Source organism: Micromonospora sonneratiae (assembly GCF_042679305.1).
GTDB lineage: Bacteria > Actinomycetota > Actinomycetes > Mycobacteriales > Micromonosporaceae > Micromonospora_H > Micromonospora_H sonneratiae.
Window position 1 is genome coordinate 13,113 of sequence record NZ_JBHTMP010000004.1, and the last position, 16,501, is coordinate 29,613.

Consider the following 16,501-nt stretch of genomic DNA (forward strand, 5'->3'; position numbering starts at 1 on the left):
CCACGAGCTGCGTGGCCCGGCCGCTCCGGGGATCACCTCATGAAGCCCAGGGCGTCGCGCATGGCCGACGCCAGCGACTCCTGACTGGCCGGTCTGATCGGCAGCAGGCTGAGCACCGCCGGGACGACGAGGCTGAGCCGGACGGTGAACAGCGTGTCCGGTGGGAGGGCGAAGCCCGGCAGGTAGCCGATGCCGACAGCCATGCCCAGCAGCACCACCGGTACGCCGAACCGGCCGAGCCGGCGCAGCAGACTGGGTCGGCCCTGCGTGTCGATGCCGCCGTCGATCGTCGACCAGTCGCCCCGGCACAGCATCACCGTCTGCTCCCGCACCTCGGCCAGGAGTTCGGCGTACTGCGGGTGCAGGTCCATCCGCAGCAGGCGACTGCGGTGCTCGGTGATCGTACGGCCCAGGTGCCAGGCGAGGTCCGCTGCCCACCGCCGGTCCGCCGTACGGCCACCATTGGCGCGTACACATCTTTCCAGTCGTGTGGACGCCGAATGTGCCAGCCGGGCCAGGGCCTTCGACAGCTCTCGGCGGCCGGTCGGCGTACGCCAACGCCGTCGGTGGGCGACCAGCGTCTCCCACTCCTCCAGCAGCAGCAGTGCGGCGATGTGGTCGACGCCCAGCATGCCCAACTGGCGTCGCTTGCGGGCCTCGGCGAACGGGATGTCAGCGAGGAAGATGACGATGGTGACCAGGACGACCAACAGCGCCGAGAAGAGGCTCAGCAGGAACGTGGCCTGGTTGTCCAGGTAGAGCCAGAAGGTGGCCATGCCGATGGTGACGGCGGAAGCCGCGCTGAGCGCTATCGCGTACTGGAACCACCGGGGACGATCCTCGCCCAGGATGACCAGGCCGGAGACACCCGCGAACGCCGCCACGATGGAGACGACCAGGCACGGCAGGTAGAGCACGTAGAGCAGGGCCAGGTTGCCGATGGTGAGCGCGGCACCGCCGAGCAGCGCCAGAAGATAGGGCATGCCGAGCAGCAGAGCACCGATCGGCACCACGATCAGGATGTGCAGCTCGGTCGACATCGGATCCAGCACCTTCAGGACCGCCTCGCGTCGCAGTGGGGGCGTGAGCGCGGCCCGTTCCTCGGTGGTGGGACATAGGGCGTCGAGTCGTTTCCGGGCGACGTGCCATTCGCCGCGTGCCCGGGCCAACGCCGGGTACGGCGACTGGATCAGGGGTGCACCGGTGACCGGGTCGATCCGGAGCATTCCGGTGATCGGGTCGAGGTGGGGCATACCGGTGAATGGCCCAGGTACGGGCTGCGCCAATGGGATCAGCCCTTCGCCAGGAGGGACGGACGCGCCAATGCTAGACCGGTTCTGCACATCCGGTGGCTGCCCTACGCCTGGTACCTCCACATGCTGTCGAGCTGAGTCGTTGGTGTTGTCAACTCGACAGCGCGACACCGGACCCGAGGGCAGAGAGCCCGGAACCAGGCATCGACGTTAGCCGTGATCGGGGGTGAGGCGATGGGTGAGGGCGGTGTGTCGGCGCCCGGTTCCGGCGGTACGGACGGCGATGGCGATCGCCTTGCGGGAGCCGACCAGTACGACGAGTTTCTTCGCCCGGGTGACGGCGGTGTAGAGCAGGTTGCGTTGCAGCAACGTGTAGGAACTCATCGTCATCGGGATGACGACGGCCGGATACTCGCTGCCCTGTGAGCGGTGCACCGTGATGGCGTACGCGTGCTGCAACTCGTCGAGTTCGTCGAAGTCGTACGGGATGTCCTCGTCCTCGTCGGTGCGTACGGTGAGCTGCTGGTCGTCGGTGGACAGTGCGGTGACGACACCGACGGTGCCGTTGAAGACCCCGGCGACGCCCTTGTCGTAGTTGTTGCGGATCTGGATGACCTTGTCACCGACCCGGAAGACCCGGGCGCCCTGCCGTCGTTCGGGCATGCCCTCCCGGTGCGGGGCGAGCGCCTGTTGCAGGGTGATGTTGAGGTTGCCGGCCCCGGCCGGTCCCCGGTGCATGGGGGTGAGCACCTGGATGTCGCGCGGGTGCAGCTTGAACTTGCGGGGTACCCGCCGGGCGACGATGTCCACGACCAACTCGCTGGTGGCCTCGGGGTCGTCCACCGGGAACAGGAAGAAGTCGGGGTAGGTGCCGATCGCGGGGGCCTGGCCGGCGTTGATCCGGTGGGCGTTGACCACCACCCCGGACTCCTGCGCCTGCCGGAAGATCTTCGTCAGGCGTACCCGGGGAATGGTCTCGGCGGCGAGGACGTCACGCAGGACCTCGCCCGCGCCGACCGACGGCAGTTGGTCGACGTCCCCGACGAGCAGCAGGTGGGCCCCGGGGGCGACCGCCTTGATCAGCTTGTTGGCCAGGATCAGGTCGAGCATCGACGCCTCGTCGACCACGATCAGGTCGGCGTCGATCGGGTTGTCCCGGTCGTGGCTCGGGTCGCCGCCGGGGCGCAGCTTCAACAGTCGGTGTACGGTGGCCGCCGGATGCCCGGTCAGTTCGGTCATCCGCTTGGCGGCCCGACCGGTGGGCGCGGCCAGCACGATTTTCGCCTGTTTCGCCGCAGCCAGGGTGATGATGGACTTGACGGTGAACGACTTGCCGCAGCCGGGGCCGCCGGTGAGTACCGCGACCTTCGAGGTGAGCGCCAGCCGTACCGCCTGTTCCTGCTCGTCGGCCAGGTCCGCGCCGGTCCGGGTACGCAGCCAGGCCAACGCCCTGGTCCAGTCCACGTCGCCGAATGCCGGCATCCGGTCCTGACTGGACTTCAGCAGTCGGAGCAGGCTGCCGGCCAGCGAACATTCGGCCCGATGGAACGGTACGAGATAGACCGCCGGGATGACCCCGCCCTCGGTGCTGGCGTTGGGGACCTGCTCACGTACCACTCCTTCGGCGGCGACGAGTTCCGTCAGGCAGGTCTGGACCAGTTCCTTGGGTACCTTGAGGATCTCGGCGGCGTCGGCGAGGAGGTTCGGTTCGGGCAGGTAGCAGTGACCGTTGTCGGCGGCCTCGGACAGGGTGTACTGGATGCCGGCCTGTACGCGCTGTGGACTGTCGTGCGGGATGCCCACCGCCTGGGCGATGGTGTCGGCGGTCTTGAAGCCGATGCCCCACACGTCCGACGCCAGTCGGTACGGCTCGTTCCTGACGATCGAGATGGAGCCGTCGCCGTACTTCTTGTAGATCCGTACCGCCAGTGAGGTGGAGACGCCGACGCCCTGGAGGAAGACCATCACCTCCTTGATGGCCTTCTGCTCCTCCCAGGCCACGGCGATCATCTTGGTACGTTTCGGCCCCAGTCCCGGCACCTCGACCAGGCGGTCGGCCTGCTCCTCGATCACCTGGAGGGTGTCGGTGCCGAAGTGCTCCACGATCCGGGCGGCCATCTTCGGGCCGATGCCCTTGATCAGCCCGGAGCCGAGGTAGCGCTCGATGCCCTGGATGGTCGCCGGCAGCACGGTGGTGTACGAGAACACCTCGAACTGTCGGCCGTACCTGGGGTGGGAGCCCCAGCGGCCGATCAGCCGTACGCTCTCGCCGGGTTGTACGCCGAGCAGCGAGCCGACGACGGTGAGCAGGTCCGTGCCGCTGCGGTCGGTGGCGACGCGGGCGATCGTGTAGCCGGTCTCCTCGTTGGCGTAGGTGATTCGTTCCAGTACCGCCTCCAGCACTGCGCCGGGTGGACGGCCCACGGGAGCCACGGAAGATCCTGTCGCGGTCACTGCAACATCATGCAGCAGCCGTCGCCGAGGCCGGGCCGGCAGGCTGCCGGCTGGAAGCCCGGTTGTGGTCGGCCCGACCACTTCGTGGCTGGATTCAGGCTATCGGGGCAATTAGTCGCCAACGGGAGTGCCTGCGAGTTTTCCTCGGTTAGTGTCAACCCGAAAAATTCGCCCAACTCGGGCAAGACGCGCGTGAGCTAGGTCGACTGCACCAAATATGCCTATCAGCGGCAGAAGGTGGGAAGAGATGATTGCGCGGAGGAAACTGCTCGTGGCGGGCGCCGTCGGCGGTGCCGTCCTGCTGCTGCCACCGGGTAGCCAGCGGGCACCGGCGTCGTCGAGGGGCGTCGCCCGCCTGGACCCCCGGTCCATCCCGAAGTACGTCACCGAACTGATGATTCCGCCGGTGATGCCGCAGGTCAGGAAGGCGTCCCGGCAGGCCGTCGACGAATACGCGATCAGCGTGCGGCAGTTCCGGCAGCAGGTGCTCCCGCCCGGCTGTCCGAGCACGACCGTCTGGGGGTACGGCTCGCCGGACCACCCCTGGACCTTCAGCTATCCCGCCTGCACCGTCGAGGCCCGGGTGGATCGTCCCGTACGGATCACCTGGGCGAACGAACTCGTCGACGCCAACGGCCGGTTCCTGCCCCACCTGCTGCCGGTCGACCCCACCCTGCACTGGGCGAATCCGGGTGGCGGGACAGTCGGCCGGGATCGTCACGTGGCCTACACCTCGACACCCGGCCGGTACACCGGCCCGGTGCCGATCGTCACCCACCTGCACGGCGCACACGTCGAAGAGGAGGCCGACGGCTATCCGGAGGCGTGGTACCTGCCGGTCGCGAAGAACCTCCCCCGGGGATGCGCCACCGTCGGCTCGTACTACGACGAGTTCGGGGCCAAGTGCGAGCGGCGGCACGGCCTGAAGTGGCAGCCCGGCTCGGCGACCTACCAGTACGACAACCGGCAGCGGGCGACGGCGCTGTGGTACCACGACCACGCCCTCGGCCTGACCAGGCTGAACGTCTACGCCGGGCCGATCGGGTTCTACCTGCTGCGCGGCGGATCGTCCGACCTGCCGGCCGGTGTGCTGCCCGCACCCGCGTCGGACCCGGACGGTCGGCACTACGAGATTCCGATGATCATCCAGGACCGTACGTTCAACGCCGACGGCTCCCTGTACTACCCGGATCGGGCCGAGATCCCCGGGTTCGACGGCCCGTACATCCCGGACAGCGACGTACCCCCGGTGTGGAACTCGATGTACGTGGGCGACACGATGCTGGTCAACGGTCGTACCTGGCCGGTGCTCAAGGTCGAGCCCCGCCGGTACCGACTGCGCATCCTCAACGGCTGCAACTCCCGGTTCCTGTCCCTGAAGATCACCGCGAACCCGACCGCCCGCCGGGCCGGCATGGCCCTGTCGCTGTGGCAGATCGGCAGTGACGGTGGCTTCCTGCCCGAACCGGTCCAGCACTCGCGGCTGCCGGTCGCCAACGGCGAGCGGGTCGACGTCATCGTCGACTTCACCGGGATACCGGAGGGCACCGAGCTGTATCTGGTCAACGAGGGACCGGACGGGCACTACGGCGGGGGCGAGCCGGGCGAGGACTACGACCCGGCCGACCGGGGCACCACCGGTCAGGTGATGAAGTTCCTGGTCGGGCCCTGGGAACAGGAGGACACCACCGTCCCGCCCGACCAGCTCGAACTGCCGGACTTCGTCCCACTCGGCCCGGCCGAGTCCATCCGTCGACTGTCGATCAACGTGGTGCGGTCAGAGGTTCCCGGCGCCGGGATAGTCAGGCACCTGCTCGGTCAGGTGGACGTGAACGACGTGCGGGTGCCGAGGCGGTGGGGCGATACCGTCACCGAGACCCCGGCCGTGGGGGCGACCGAGATCTGGGAGTTCCGCAACTTCAGCCCGGATGCCCATCCGATCCACATCCACCAGGTGCAGTTCCAGGTGATCGGCCGGGGACGTGACGGTCGACAGCCCCCGGAGAGCTGGGAGAGCGGCTTCAAGGACGTGGTGGTGGCCCTGCCCGGTGAACGTACCCGGGTGAAGGTCAGGTTCGACCTGCCGGGCCGGTCCGTCTGGCACTGCCACATCCTCGAACACGAGGACAACGAGATGATGCTGCCGTACGTCGTGGGTAGCCCACCCATTGGCGGGGTCCCGACCGGGGACGGCGGCGCGCGCGCCGACGGTTCCCCGTCGCTCGGTGTGGTGGGCGCGGGACTGTTGGCGACGGCCGCGCTCGGTGGGGTCGTCCTGACCAGGCGGGAACGGATCATCGCGGAACGGGTCCGACCCGACGAACGTTGATGACCTGACGAACGTTGATGACCCGATGAGCGCTGATGACCTGATGAGCGCTGATGACCTGATGAGCGCTGAACCCGATGAGCGCTGGTCGGGCCGGTCAGCGCTGACGGGGAGTTGTCGGCAGTGGGGGACGGGGCGGCGGCTCGCGGCCGATCGACCGCCGGGGAGCCGGTCGGCCGATCGGCGCGAGGATGTGATCCAGCAGGGCGCACATCGCGTTCGACGGTTCGAGTTGCAGGTCGCGCAGGATCAGGTCGCGGTAGACGTAGAAGGCATGGAGCGCCTCGTACGCGTTGCCCTCGGCGAGGTGTACCTCGACGATCAGCCGGTGTGGCGTCTCCCGTAGCGGCTCGGCCCGCATGGCCTCGATGGCCGCCTGTAGCGCCTCACCGTGCTGACCGGCCCGCAGATAGCCACGGGCGATCTCCTCCAGCGTGTGCAACCGTAGCTGGCGCAGCCGCTCCCGCTCCAGCAGCACCCAGTCGTCGTACCAGCCCGGCAACAGGTCGTGCCGGCCGGCGGCCAGCATCCCGTCGGCCTGGCGAGGGTCGCCACCACCTCGTACCCAGGCCGCGGTACGCACCAACTCGTCGACGTCCACAGTGACCCCGGGGTCGAGGCGTACGGTGTCCCCGGCGGTCAGGACCGAGCAGTAACCGGACCGTCGAAGACGCCACAGCGCGGTACGCAGACACGACAGCGCCCGGTCCTCCGACGCGTCCGGCCAGAGCAGGCCGGCCAGGTGGGTACGGGTGGCGTCCGGGCGTAGTCCGATCAATGCGATGACCCGTTGCAGACCGCGCGGTACGGTCACCGGCTCGTCGTCCCGCAGCAGCCGGAAGCCATCGAGGAGGAAGAGTTGACGACTCGGCCCGTCGGCCGGCCCGCCGGGGGACGGCCGGTGCGTTCCGGGAGCCGGCATACTGCTCTCAGAGGTCACGGTCGAACCCCCTGCACCGGAACGTTGTCCCGAACTCTCTGTCCCGAAACCGGCGTTTCAGGAGGCTGTTCTGGCGGGGCGCATACCACCCGGAAGTGTGACGAAGAGTAGCAATTTTCGTTACGCTAAGTCAATGCATGGCGGGTGTCCATTTGTCTGAAGCGTTGGATTTTGCCGATAGTCGGCGGTAGACCTGCTGGTCAATCTATGTGGCACAAGATCGGACGGTCGTTCCGGTCGAGTCGGGCGGCGGTCCCGTCGCCCCGGCCGTCGCTTACTCTGCGTGGTCGTCTGTCACTCGCCCGTCACCTGGTCGTCACGACCGAGGGGGTCATCGTGGCCGATCGGTGACAGCGTGGTGACACCCCCACGAGGATCGTGGCCTTCACTCGTTCGGGTGGGTCGACGGTGGCGTCAGCCTGGAACAGCCCTGGCGCCGGGCATCGACCGGAGCTGGTGTGCGCACCGGCCGTAGGGAGGTCACGCATGCATCGCTCACTGATCGTCGCCAAGGTCGTCCCCGGCGCCGAACAGCAGGTAGCACAGATCTTCGCCGAGTCGGACGAGACGGAGCTGCCCGGCATCGTCGGCGTCCGGCACCGGTCGCTGTATCGCCTGCACGACCTGTACGTCCACCTGATCGAGACCGAGGAACCGACCTCGGCGGCGCTGGAGAGCGCCCGTACCCATCCGGAGTTCGTCCGGATCAGCCAGCGCCTGCTGCCCTACATCTCCCCGTACCTGCCGACCTGGCGTTCACCCCAGGACGCCGTGGCCCAGTGCTTCTACCACTGGGACGCCCCGGTCGTGACCACCGGAGGTCAGCGATGACGACCCGGCCCACCGTGGACACCCAGTCCTGGCTGCGCTGCGGATCCTGCGCGACGCTGCTCTACCGGAAGCGGCTGCGCCGCAATCTGGACGTCTGCCCGGAGTGTGGAGACCACCAACGCCTCGATGCCCGGGAGCGGATCCGCCAACTCGTCGACCCGGACACCTTCCAGCCGCTGCCGGACGAGGTCGCACAGGTCGACCCGGTCGGTTTCGTCGACTCGGTGCCCTATCCACAGCGTCTGGCCACGGCCCGGTCCGACACCGGTCTGGCCGAGGCGGTGCTGTGCGGTGAGGCCGACATCGGCGGGTACGAGGTCGTCCTCGCGGTGATGGACTTCCGGTTCCTCGGCGGCAGCCTGGGTTCGGCCGTCGGAGAGCTGATCATCCGGGCTGCGGAGCGGGCGTTGGCACGTAGTCGTCCGCTGATCCTGGTCACCGCCTCCGGCGGGGCCCGGATGCAGGAGGGCGCACTGGCCCTGATGCAGATGGCGGCCGTCAGCCAGGCGATCGCGGCGCTGCGCGAGGCGGGGGTCCTCACCATCAGCGTGATCACCGATCCGACCTACGGCGGGGTGGCCGCCTCGTTCGCCACCAACACCGACATCGTGCTGGCCGAGAGCGGGGCCCGGATGGGCTTCGCCGGTCCCCGGGTGATCCGCCAGACCATCCGTCAGCCGTTGCCGGAGGGGTTCCAGACCGCTGAGTTCCTGCTACGGCACGGGCAGGTGGACATGGTGGTGGAACGGCGGAGTCTGCGGGCACGACTCGCGCCCCTGCTGTCCGCCGCGTACGCCGGGCGGCGTGGGCCGGCCGTACCGACCCCGGACAGCGCCCAACCGGTGCTGATCAGAGACCCGGACCGGATTCCCGAGCGGGACGCCTGGCAGGGTGTCCAGTCCGCGCGGGACACCGACCGGCCGACCACGCTCGACTACCTGTTCACCGCCTTCGACGAGTTCAGCGAACTGCACGGCGACCGCCTCGGCGGGGACTGCCCGGCGATCGTCGCCGGCCTCGCCCGGCTCGGGGAGCAGCACGTGGCGGTGATCGGACATCAGAAGGGCCACCACACCAAGGACCTGCTGGCCCGCAACTTCGGCATGCCCGCGCCGGCCGGCTACCGCAAGGCACAACGGGTCATGCGGCTGGCCGTCCGACTCGGACTCCCGGTGGTGACGCTGATCGACACGCCTGGCGCGTACCCCGGGATCGAGGCGGAGAAGCACGGTCAGGCAGCCGCCATCGCCGACAGCATCCTCACCATGACCGGCCTGGCCACCCCCGTCGTCGCGGTGGTGACCGGCGAGGGGGGCAGCGGCGGTGCCCTCGCGCTGGCGGTGGCCGACCGGGTGCTGATGTTGCAGAACGCCGTCTACTCGGTGATCAGCCCGGAGGGCTGCGCGGCCATCCTGTGGAACGATCCGACGGCGACCCCCCGGGCGGCGCGGGCGTTGCGGGTCACCGCACCCGAACTGCTGCGGCTCGGCGTCGCCGACGCCGTGGTTCCGGAGCCGCCGACCGGGGCGCACCGGGACCCGATCGCCGCAGCCGAGCTACTGCGCAGCGCCCTCGTGGAGGCGCTGACCCCGTTGCTGGCGGTGCCGTCGGACACCCTGGTACGCCAGCGCCGGCAGCGGTTCCGTCGCTATGGCGCATCGACCCGACCGGTGCCGATCGGGGCGAGGTCGTGATGGACCAGGCTGGACAGGGGACACCGGTCGAGCCGGTCGAGCCGGTCGACGGCGGTGACGTCCTGGTCCAGTTGCGTCGGCAGGCACGGCAGTTGGTGGCCGAGGTCGCCGGGCCGTTGCGCCGGGTCAGCATGCGTAGCGGCGACGCGGTCCTGGAGATCGAGTGGCATGACACCCAGGTCACGGCCGCACCGCCGGTGGGGGTGCCGTTCGCCGTACCGGCCCAGCCGGCTGCTGCGGAGCCGGTGGCCGACCGCGAGGACCGGGCCACCGTCTCCTCCCCGATCGTCGGCACCTTCTACCGGGCTCCCGAGCCTGGCGCGGCACCGTTCGTCGAGGTGGGTGACCTGATCGAGCCGGGACAGGTGGTCGGCATCGTCGAGGCGATGAAGTTGATGAACCAGATCACCGCCGAGCAGGCCGGCAAGGTAGCCGAGGTGCTCGTCGCTGACGGAGCGCCGGTCGAGTTCGAGCAGCCGTTGATCGTTCTGGTACCGGCCTGAGGCACGAGGACACTGGCCATGTTTGAGAAGGTGCTGATCGCCAACCGGGGTGAGATCGCGCTCCGAGTGGCCCGGGCCTGCCGTGAACTGGGCATCCGTACGGTAGCCGTGCACTCCACCGTGGACGACGACTCGGCCGTGGTCCGGTTCGCCGACGAGACGGTACGCATCGGCCCGCCGGCTGGCCGGCACAGCTACCAGAATGCCGCCGCCATCGTCGAGGCGGCCCGACTCACCGGAGCGCAGGCCATCCACCCCGGCTACGGCTTCCTGTCCGAGGACGCCGACTTCGCCGAGATCTGTGCGGACAACGGGCTGGTCTTCATCGGTCCCAGGCCCGAGGTGATGGCGGCCCTGGGAGACAAGGCGAGCGCCCGACGGCTCATGCGCGACGCCGGGTTGCCGTTGCTGCCCGGCAGTGTCGAGCCACTGGCGTCGGTGGAGGAGGGGAAGGCCGTCGCCGACGAGATCGGCTATCCGGTGATCATCAAGGCGGCGGCCGGTGGCGGTGGACGGGGGATGTCGGTGGTCCGGTCCGGGGCCGACTTCGCCGAGGCGTACGTCCGTAGCCGGGCGGTCGGCCGGGCGGTCTTCGGCGACGACCGGGTCTACGTCGAGCGCTACCTGGCCCAGGCCCGACACGTCGAGGTGCAGGTGCTCTGCGACGGGCACGGCAACGGCGTGCACCTGGGCACCCGGGACTGCTCCGTGCAGCGCCGCTACCAGAAGCTGGTGGAGGAGGGGCCGGCACCGAGTCTGTCGGCCGCCACCCTCGAGTCGATGTCCACCGTGGCGGTACGCGGTGCGCTCTCCGCCGGTTACAGCGGTGCCGGAACCTTCGAGTTCCTGGTCGACGAGGCGGAACGCTTCTACTTCATGGAGATCAACTGTCGGATCCAGGTGGAGCACCCGGTGACCGAGATGATCACCGGTGTCGACCTGGTGCACGAGCAGTTGCACGTCGCCAGTGGGGTGCCCCTGCGGATCAGCCAGGACGACGTGCAGCTACGCGGCGTAGCTGTCGAGTGCCGGGTCAACGCCGAGGACCCGGGCCGGGACTTCGTACCGACACCGGGCCGGCTGGAACGGTTCAACCCGCCCGGCGGCCCGTTCATCCGGGTGGACACCCACGGCTACCCGGGTTACGTGATCGGGCCGTACTACGACTCGCTGCTGGCCAAGGTCGTCGTCTGGGCACCGGAACGGGACCTGGCGCTCGATCGGATGGAACGGGCACTCGACGAGTTCGACATCGCCGGGCCCGGAGTGCGTACCACCATCCCCTTCGTCCGACGCGTCCTCGACGACGCGAGGTTCCGCAAGGGGCAGTACTCGACCGGGTTGGTCGACCGCCTACTGCACGGGTCCGGGACACCGGAACAGCGGTCCGGCAGCTGACCGACCCCGACGTTCAAGGAGGACCAGATGACCATCAATCAGGAGGACCAGCAGCTGGCGACGGCCGGCGAGATCACCACGATCCTCGTACGCAACTGCGGCCTCAACGCCGAGGCGGCAGCCGCCACGCCGACGGCGTCCCTGGAGGAACTCGGCATGGACTCGCTGGCCCTGCTCGAACTCCACGCCGTTGTCGCCGACCGTTACCAGGTGCAGCTTCCGGAGGAGTCCCGGCAGCTCAGCATCGGCGCGATCGCCGACCTCATCGACCGCAAGTCCGGCCAGGTCGACCCGCCGGGCCACACCGAGAACAGCGTCGAGATCGCCGCCCCGCTGCGCCTGGTCTGGGAGATCACCAACGATGTCACCCGCTGGACCAGGCTGTTCACCGAGTACCAGTCGGTGGAGCTGTTGGAGCAGAACGGCTACACGGTGCTGTTCCGGCTGACCCTGTTCCCCGACGAGAACGGCATCGCGTGGAGCTGGGTCAGCCAGCGCACCATGGATCCGGAACGGTACGAGGTCAACGCCCACCGGGTGGAGACCGGTCCGTTCGAGTACATGCGGATCCACTGGCGTTACGAGGAGGTGCCCGGCGGCACCCGGATGACCTGGGTCCAGGACTTCGCCATGCGTCCCACGGCACCGGTCAACAACGCGCAGATGACCGAACGGATCAACACCAACAGCCGGATCCAGATGGACGTCATCCGGGACCGGATCGAACAGATCGCCCGCGAGCGGGCGGTTGAGACACCCACAGGAGTTGGCCGTGACTGATCGGATCCGGACCCGGGTGTCGGCCCGGGAGATCGCGCCCGACCGGCGCCGCGGCGGCGAACTGCGGGTGCTGCTCGGCCCGCGTACCGTCGGCAGCAACTCGGGCTTCATGGGAGTGGCCACCCTGGCCCCGGGCGAACGCATCGCCGAGCACTACCACCCGTACAGCGAGGAGTTCCTCTACGTCGTACGGGGCTCGCTCATCGTCGACCTCGACGACGAGCCGGTGCCGGTGGCCGCCGGAGAGTCCCTCTACGTGGCGGTGAACACCCGTCACCGGCTGCGCAACGTCGGTGTCGAGCCCGCCGAGGTGGTCTTCCACCTTGGACCGTTGGCGCCCCGGCCGGAGCTGGGCCACGTCGACACCGAGGAGCCTGCGAGGAGCGAGCCGGTCCCGCGGGCCCCGCAGTCGCGCAGCGAGGACGAACCCACCGCCCAGGACAGCCGTCCGGAGTTCGCGTCATGAGTGCCCGACGTACGGTGGTGACCGGGATCGGGGTGGTGGCTCCGGGTGGGGTGACCCGCAAGCAGTTCTGGACCACCATCACCGAGGGGCAGACGGCCACCCGCCGGATCACGTTCTTCGACCCGTCGCCGTTCCGCTCCCAGGTCGCCGCCGAGTGCGACTTCGACCCGGTGGCCGCCGGGCTGACCCCCCGCGAACGCCGGCGGGCCGACCGGTACGTGCAGTTCGCGTTGGCCGGCTCCACCGAGGCGCTGGCCGACAGCGGCCTCGACCTGGCCGAGGAGATCCGCCAGCACACCGGGGTGGTACTCGGTACGGCCGTCGGCGGCACCATGGCGTTGGAACAGGAGTACGTCGTGGCCAGCGACTCGGGTGCCGAGTGGCTGGTCGACCCGGACTGCACCGGTCCGTACCTCTACCAGGCGCTGGTGCCCAGCAGCCTGGCCGCCGACGTGGCCTGCCGGCACGGGCTGCACGGACCGGCCCAGGTGATCTCCACCGGCTGCACCTCGGGCATCGACGCGATCGGCTACGCGCACCAGCTGATCCAGGACGGGGAGGCGGACGTGATCGTCGCGGGTGCCTCGGACTCGCCGATCTCACCGGTGACGGTCGCCTCGTTCGACGCGATCAAGGCCACGACGCCGGACAACGACGATCCCGCCCACGCCTCCCGGCCGTTCGACGCGAACCGGCACGGGTTCGTGCTGGCCGAGGGGGCGGCGGTGCTGGTGCTGGAGGAGTTGACCCATGCCCGGCGGCGGGGTGCCCGGATCTACTGCGAGATCGTCGGGTACGCCAACCGGGCCAACGGCTACCACATGACCGGGCTGCGCCCGGACGGGGCGGAGATGGCGTTGGCGATCGAGGATGCCATGCGACAGGGCCGGATCGACCCGGGCGACGTGTCGTACATCAGCGCGCACGGCTCGGCCACCCGGCAGAACGACCGGCACGAGACGGCCGCGTTCAAACGGGCCCTCGGTCCGGCCGCGTACCAGGTCCCGATCAGCTCCATCAAGTCGATGATCGGGCATTCGCTGGGGGCGATCGGCGCCATCGAGATGGCGGCCTGTGCGCTGGCCATCGAGTACGGGGTGGTGCCACCGACGGCGAACTGGGCGACCCGGGATCCCGAATGCGACCTGGACTACATCCCGAACGTGGCGCGTGACCTGCCGGTCGACGTGGCGCTCTCGGTGGGCAGCGGGTTCGGTGGGTTCCAGTCCGCGATGATCTTCAAGCGACTGACAGAGTTGGACCGATGACCGTCCGGGCGGTGGTGACCGGGATCGGCGTGGTCGCGCCGAGCGGGATCGGCGCGGATGCCCACTGGAAGTGTGTGCTGGCCGGGGAGAACCGGCTCGGTCGGATCACGCTGTTCGACCCGGACCGTTACGACACCACACTGGCCGGCGAGGTCTCCGACTTCGACGCCGGACGCTATGCGGACAACCGGCGGACGGTGCAGACCGACCGGTGGACCCACCTGGGGTTCGCCGCCGTCCGGTTGGCGCTGGCCGACGCCGGACTGCCGGAGACCGCCGAGTCGCCGTACGACCATGCCGTGGCGCTGGCCAGTTCCTCCGGTGGCAACCTGTTCGGGCAGCGGGAACTTCAACGGCTGTGGAGTCGACCGGCCCGTACGGTCGGGGCGTACCAGTCGATCGCCTGGTTCTACGCGGCCAGCGTCGGCCAGGTCTCCATCCACCACCAGTTCAAGGGCCCGTGCGGGGTGCTGGTCGCGGAGGCTGCCGGTGGGCTGGACAGCGTGGCGCACGCCGTACGCACGATCCGCCGGGGCACACCGGTGGCCCTGGCCGGGGCGACCGAGTGCGCGCTCAGCCCGTACGCCCTGGCCTGCCAGTTGCGCAGCGGGCTGTTGAGTACGGCCACCGACCCGGACCGGGCGTACCGGCCGTTCGACGCCGAGGCGGCCGGCTACGTGCCGGGGGAGGGCGGCGCGGTCTTCGTCGTCGAGGACCTCGACCACGCCCTGGACCGGGGTGCCCCGGTCATCTACGGCGAGGTGACCGGTTGGGCCGCCACCCACGACGCGCGGCACAGCGGCCGGGACGGCGGCGACCCCGGACAGTACGCCCGGGCGATGCGGCTGGCGCTGGAGCGGGCCGGGACCGGGCCGGACGAGGTGGACGTGGTGTTTCCCGACGCGCTCGGCGTGCCCAGGTACGACCGGACCGAGGCGGCGGCGCTGCGTACGGCGTTCGGGCCGGAGCCACCGCCGGTCACCACGCAGAAGCCGCTGGTCGGCCGGGCGCATCAGGGCGGCTCGGCGTTGGACGTGGCGAACGCGCTGCTGGCAGTGCGGAACGGTCTGCTGCCGCCGACAGCCGGGCTGGACCAGCCGGCCGCCGGGTGCGAGTTGGACTTCGTGCGTGTCCCACGACAGCGGTCGGTCAACGTTGCGATGGTCAATGCCCGTGGGTTCGATGGTTTCAACAGTTCCGTGATCATTCGTGGGTTCCCGGAAGATGCTCGCGGCGAGGCAGGAAAGGGGTAGATCGGATGACCGAACCGGAGAAAGCTCGGGTGGTGTTCCTGATCCGGGTACCCGTCGAACGCGCCGACGAGTTCCTTCAGGCGTACGAGCGGATTCGCTACCAGGTTGCCGGGGGAGTGCCCGGACATCTGGTGGATCAGGTGTGCCGTTCGGTGACCGATCCCGAGCAATGGTTGATTACCAGTGAGTGGCTGTCGGTGGCGCATTTCGAGGCCTGGGAACGCAGCCCTGAGCATCGGGAACTCGTCCGGCCGATGCGCGACTGCATGACCGAGGCCCGGTCGATGCGGTTCACGGTCCACACGCAGACGAGCAGTTCCGAGCGGGTGCGGGTGGGGGAGCCCGATCCGATGGCGACGAGATAGCACATTCCACCCGGGTACGGAGTGTCGTCGAGATGGGAAAACCGTCGGTTGTCGGGAAGTGCGATGATCGCGGCTGACTGACGAGCCGAGTACCCGGAGCCGAGATTGAATGTGGAAGTCCGACCCGTTGTCGTGTCGAGTGAGTCCGTGCAGGAGGGCGCGGCCGCCGTTGTCGCCTCGAATGTGAGCGTTGTCAACGCCATGTTCGATGATCTTCTCCATGAGGACGAGATCGCACCTGAGGCGTTGATGAGCTATTGCGTCGACTACTACTACGCGCAGGTGCTCAACGGAGGTTTCGCACAGTTCGTGGCAAACTCCGGCTGGGTGGAGGACGTCAACGCGCGGGTCGGTTCCGGCCTGGCGGAAATGGGAGCGACACGGCACCTGGAGATCTGGGACCGGTCGGTACGAGCCTTCGAGAGCCTCACGGCACGGCAGCGTGAGCGGTACGCGTACGACTACGCGCTCGACGGTGTCGACGAGGCGACGGCAGACGTCCTGAACTCCCTCGACGACGAGTTCTACTCCGTGGACCGGGCAGCCGGTCTCACCGACCTCAACGCCGCCTGGTTGCTCCAGCGGCCCAACCTGCACCAGGTGCCCCGGGCCGGGCTGGCGGAGTACATCGCCGGTCGGATCGCCCGTATCGCCGATCTGGCGCAGCGTCGTGCGGCGGCGGAGCGGGCGTACGAGGAGAACATGCCGGATTTCGAGCGGGGCATCCGCGCTCTGTGTGCCGAACTCGGGGAGACCCTCGATCGGATCACCGCAGGTGACCCGACGTTCGTCTACGAGGGCAGCAGTGTCGTGGCGTGGAGTTTCCTCACCGATCGTGGGCACCGGAGGTTCGTCGAGGTCGACGGTCGACGCGTCGCCCTCGACGGAAACTCCGGTACGGTGCTGGCGGAACTGGTCGGCTGAGTGGACCGCCGGTCAGTCCGGTCGACTGGCTGGTCGGTTCGGT

At 69.1% G+C, this 16,501-nt stretch carries 14 protein-coding genes; 11 read left to right on the forward strand and 3 right to left on the reverse strand.

Going from position 1 to position 16,501, the window contains the following annotated elements; genetic code table 11:
- Positions 1–32: 32 nt before the first annotated feature.
- Entirely contained in the window at positions 33–1,253 is a 1,221-nt protein-coding gene (locus tag ACFQ4H_RS04060; protein WP_377567082.1) for a hypothetical protein, read from the reverse strand.
- 210 nt (positions 1,254–1,463) lie between these two features.
- Complete coding sequence (gene recD2, locus ACFQ4H_RS04065) at positions 1,464–3,686, reverse strand: SF1B family DNA helicase RecD2 (RefSeq protein ID WP_449289016.1); 2,223 nt, start codon at positions 3,684–3,686, stop codon at positions 1,464–1,466.
- Between the two features lie 268 nt (positions 3,687–3,954).
- Between recD2 and ACFQ4H_RS04070 the strand changes: the two genes are divergently transcribed.
- Positions 3,955–6,036 carry a multicopper oxidase family protein gene (locus tag ACFQ4H_RS04070; RefSeq protein ID WP_377567086.1) on the forward strand — a complete coding sequence of 694 codons (2,082 nt, stop codon included), beginning with the start codon at positions 3,955–3,957 and terminating at the stop codon, positions 6,034–6,036.
- Positions 6,037–6,133: 97 nt separating this feature from the next.
- On the opposite strand, the gene ACFQ4H_RS04075 is transcribed toward ACFQ4H_RS04070, so the two are convergent.
- Positions 6,134–6,958, reverse strand: coding sequence for an AfsR/SARP family transcriptional regulator (locus tag ACFQ4H_RS04075; RefSeq protein WP_377567337.1), 825 nt, complete (start codon positions 6,956–6,958; stop codon positions 6,134–6,136).
- A gap of 504 nt (positions 6,959–7,462) precedes the next feature.
- On the opposite strand from ACFQ4H_RS04075, the gene ACFQ4H_RS04080 reads away from it, so the two are divergent.
- The 10 genes from ACFQ4H_RS04080 to ACFQ4H_RS04125 all read left to right on the forward strand — a co-directional run bounded on the left by ACFQ4H_RS04080 (position 7,463) and on the right by ACFQ4H_RS04125 (position 16,458).
- Complete coding sequence (locus tag ACFQ4H_RS04080) at positions 7,463–7,807, forward strand: TcmI family type II polyketide cyclase (RefSeq protein WP_377567088.1); 345 nt, start codon at positions 7,463–7,465, stop codon at positions 7,805–7,807.
- The gene (locus tag ACFQ4H_RS04085) at positions 7,804–9,501 is read left to right on the forward strand and encodes an acetyl-CoA carboxylase carboxyltransferase subunit alpha (protein ID WP_377567090.1); all 1,698 of its coding nucleotides are present in this window, start codon (positions 7,804–7,806) and stop codon (positions 9,499–9,501) included. The genes ACFQ4H_RS04080 and ACFQ4H_RS04085 overlap by 4 nt, the downstream gene beginning before the upstream one ends.
- Positions 9,501–10,004: an acetyl-CoA carboxylase biotin carboxyl carrier protein gene (accB, locus tag ACFQ4H_RS04090; protein ID WP_377567092.1), complete on the forward strand. Its 504-nt coding sequence runs from the start codon at positions 9,501–9,503 to the stop codon at positions 10,002–10,004. Before ACFQ4H_RS04085 ends, accB begins: the two co-directional genes overlap by 1 nt.
- Before the next feature lie 18 nt (positions 10,005–10,022).
- Positions 10,023–11,402 (forward strand): acetyl-CoA carboxylase biotin carboxylase subunit, encoded by a 1,380-nt coding sequence (gene accC, locus ACFQ4H_RS04095; protein ID WP_377567094.1) that lies wholly within the window; start codon positions 10,023–10,025, stop codon positions 11,400–11,402.
- Positions 11,403–11,429: 27 nt separating this feature from the next.
- Positions 11,430–12,182, forward strand: coding sequence for an SRPBCC family protein (locus ACFQ4H_RS04100; protein WP_377567096.1), 753 nt, complete (start codon positions 11,430–11,432; stop codon positions 12,180–12,182).
- Positions 12,175–12,648: a cupin domain-containing protein gene (locus ACFQ4H_RS04105; protein WP_377567098.1), complete on the forward strand. Its 474-nt coding sequence runs from the start codon at positions 12,175–12,177 to the stop codon at positions 12,646–12,648. The genes ACFQ4H_RS04100 and ACFQ4H_RS04105 overlap by 8 nt, the downstream gene beginning before the upstream one ends.
- Complete coding sequence (locus tag ACFQ4H_RS04110; RefSeq protein WP_377567100.1) at positions 12,645–13,916, forward strand: beta-ketoacyl-[acyl-carrier-protein] synthase family protein; 1,272 nt, start codon at positions 12,645–12,647, stop codon at positions 13,914–13,916. The genes ACFQ4H_RS04105 and ACFQ4H_RS04110 overlap by 4 nt, the downstream gene beginning before the upstream one ends.
- Positions 13,913–15,169, forward strand: a complete 1,257-nt coding sequence (locus tag ACFQ4H_RS04115; RefSeq protein ID WP_377567102.1) for a beta-ketoacyl synthase N-terminal-like domain-containing protein — start codon at positions 13,913–13,915, stop codon at positions 15,167–15,169. The genes ACFQ4H_RS04110 and ACFQ4H_RS04115 overlap by 4 nt, the downstream gene beginning before the upstream one ends.
- Before the next feature lie 5 nt (positions 15,170–15,174).
- On the forward strand, positions 15,175–15,534 hold the full coding sequence (locus ACFQ4H_RS04120) for an antibiotic biosynthesis monooxygenase family protein (RefSeq protein ID WP_377567104.1): 360 nt from the start codon (positions 15,175–15,177) through the stop codon (positions 15,532–15,534).
- Positions 15,535–15,681: 147 nt separating this feature from the next.
- On the forward strand, positions 15,682–16,458 hold the full coding sequence (locus tag ACFQ4H_RS04125; RefSeq protein WP_377567106.1) for a DMP19 family protein: 777 nt from the start codon (positions 15,682–15,684) through the stop codon (positions 16,456–16,458).
- Positions 16,459–16,501 lie beyond the last annotated feature (43 nt).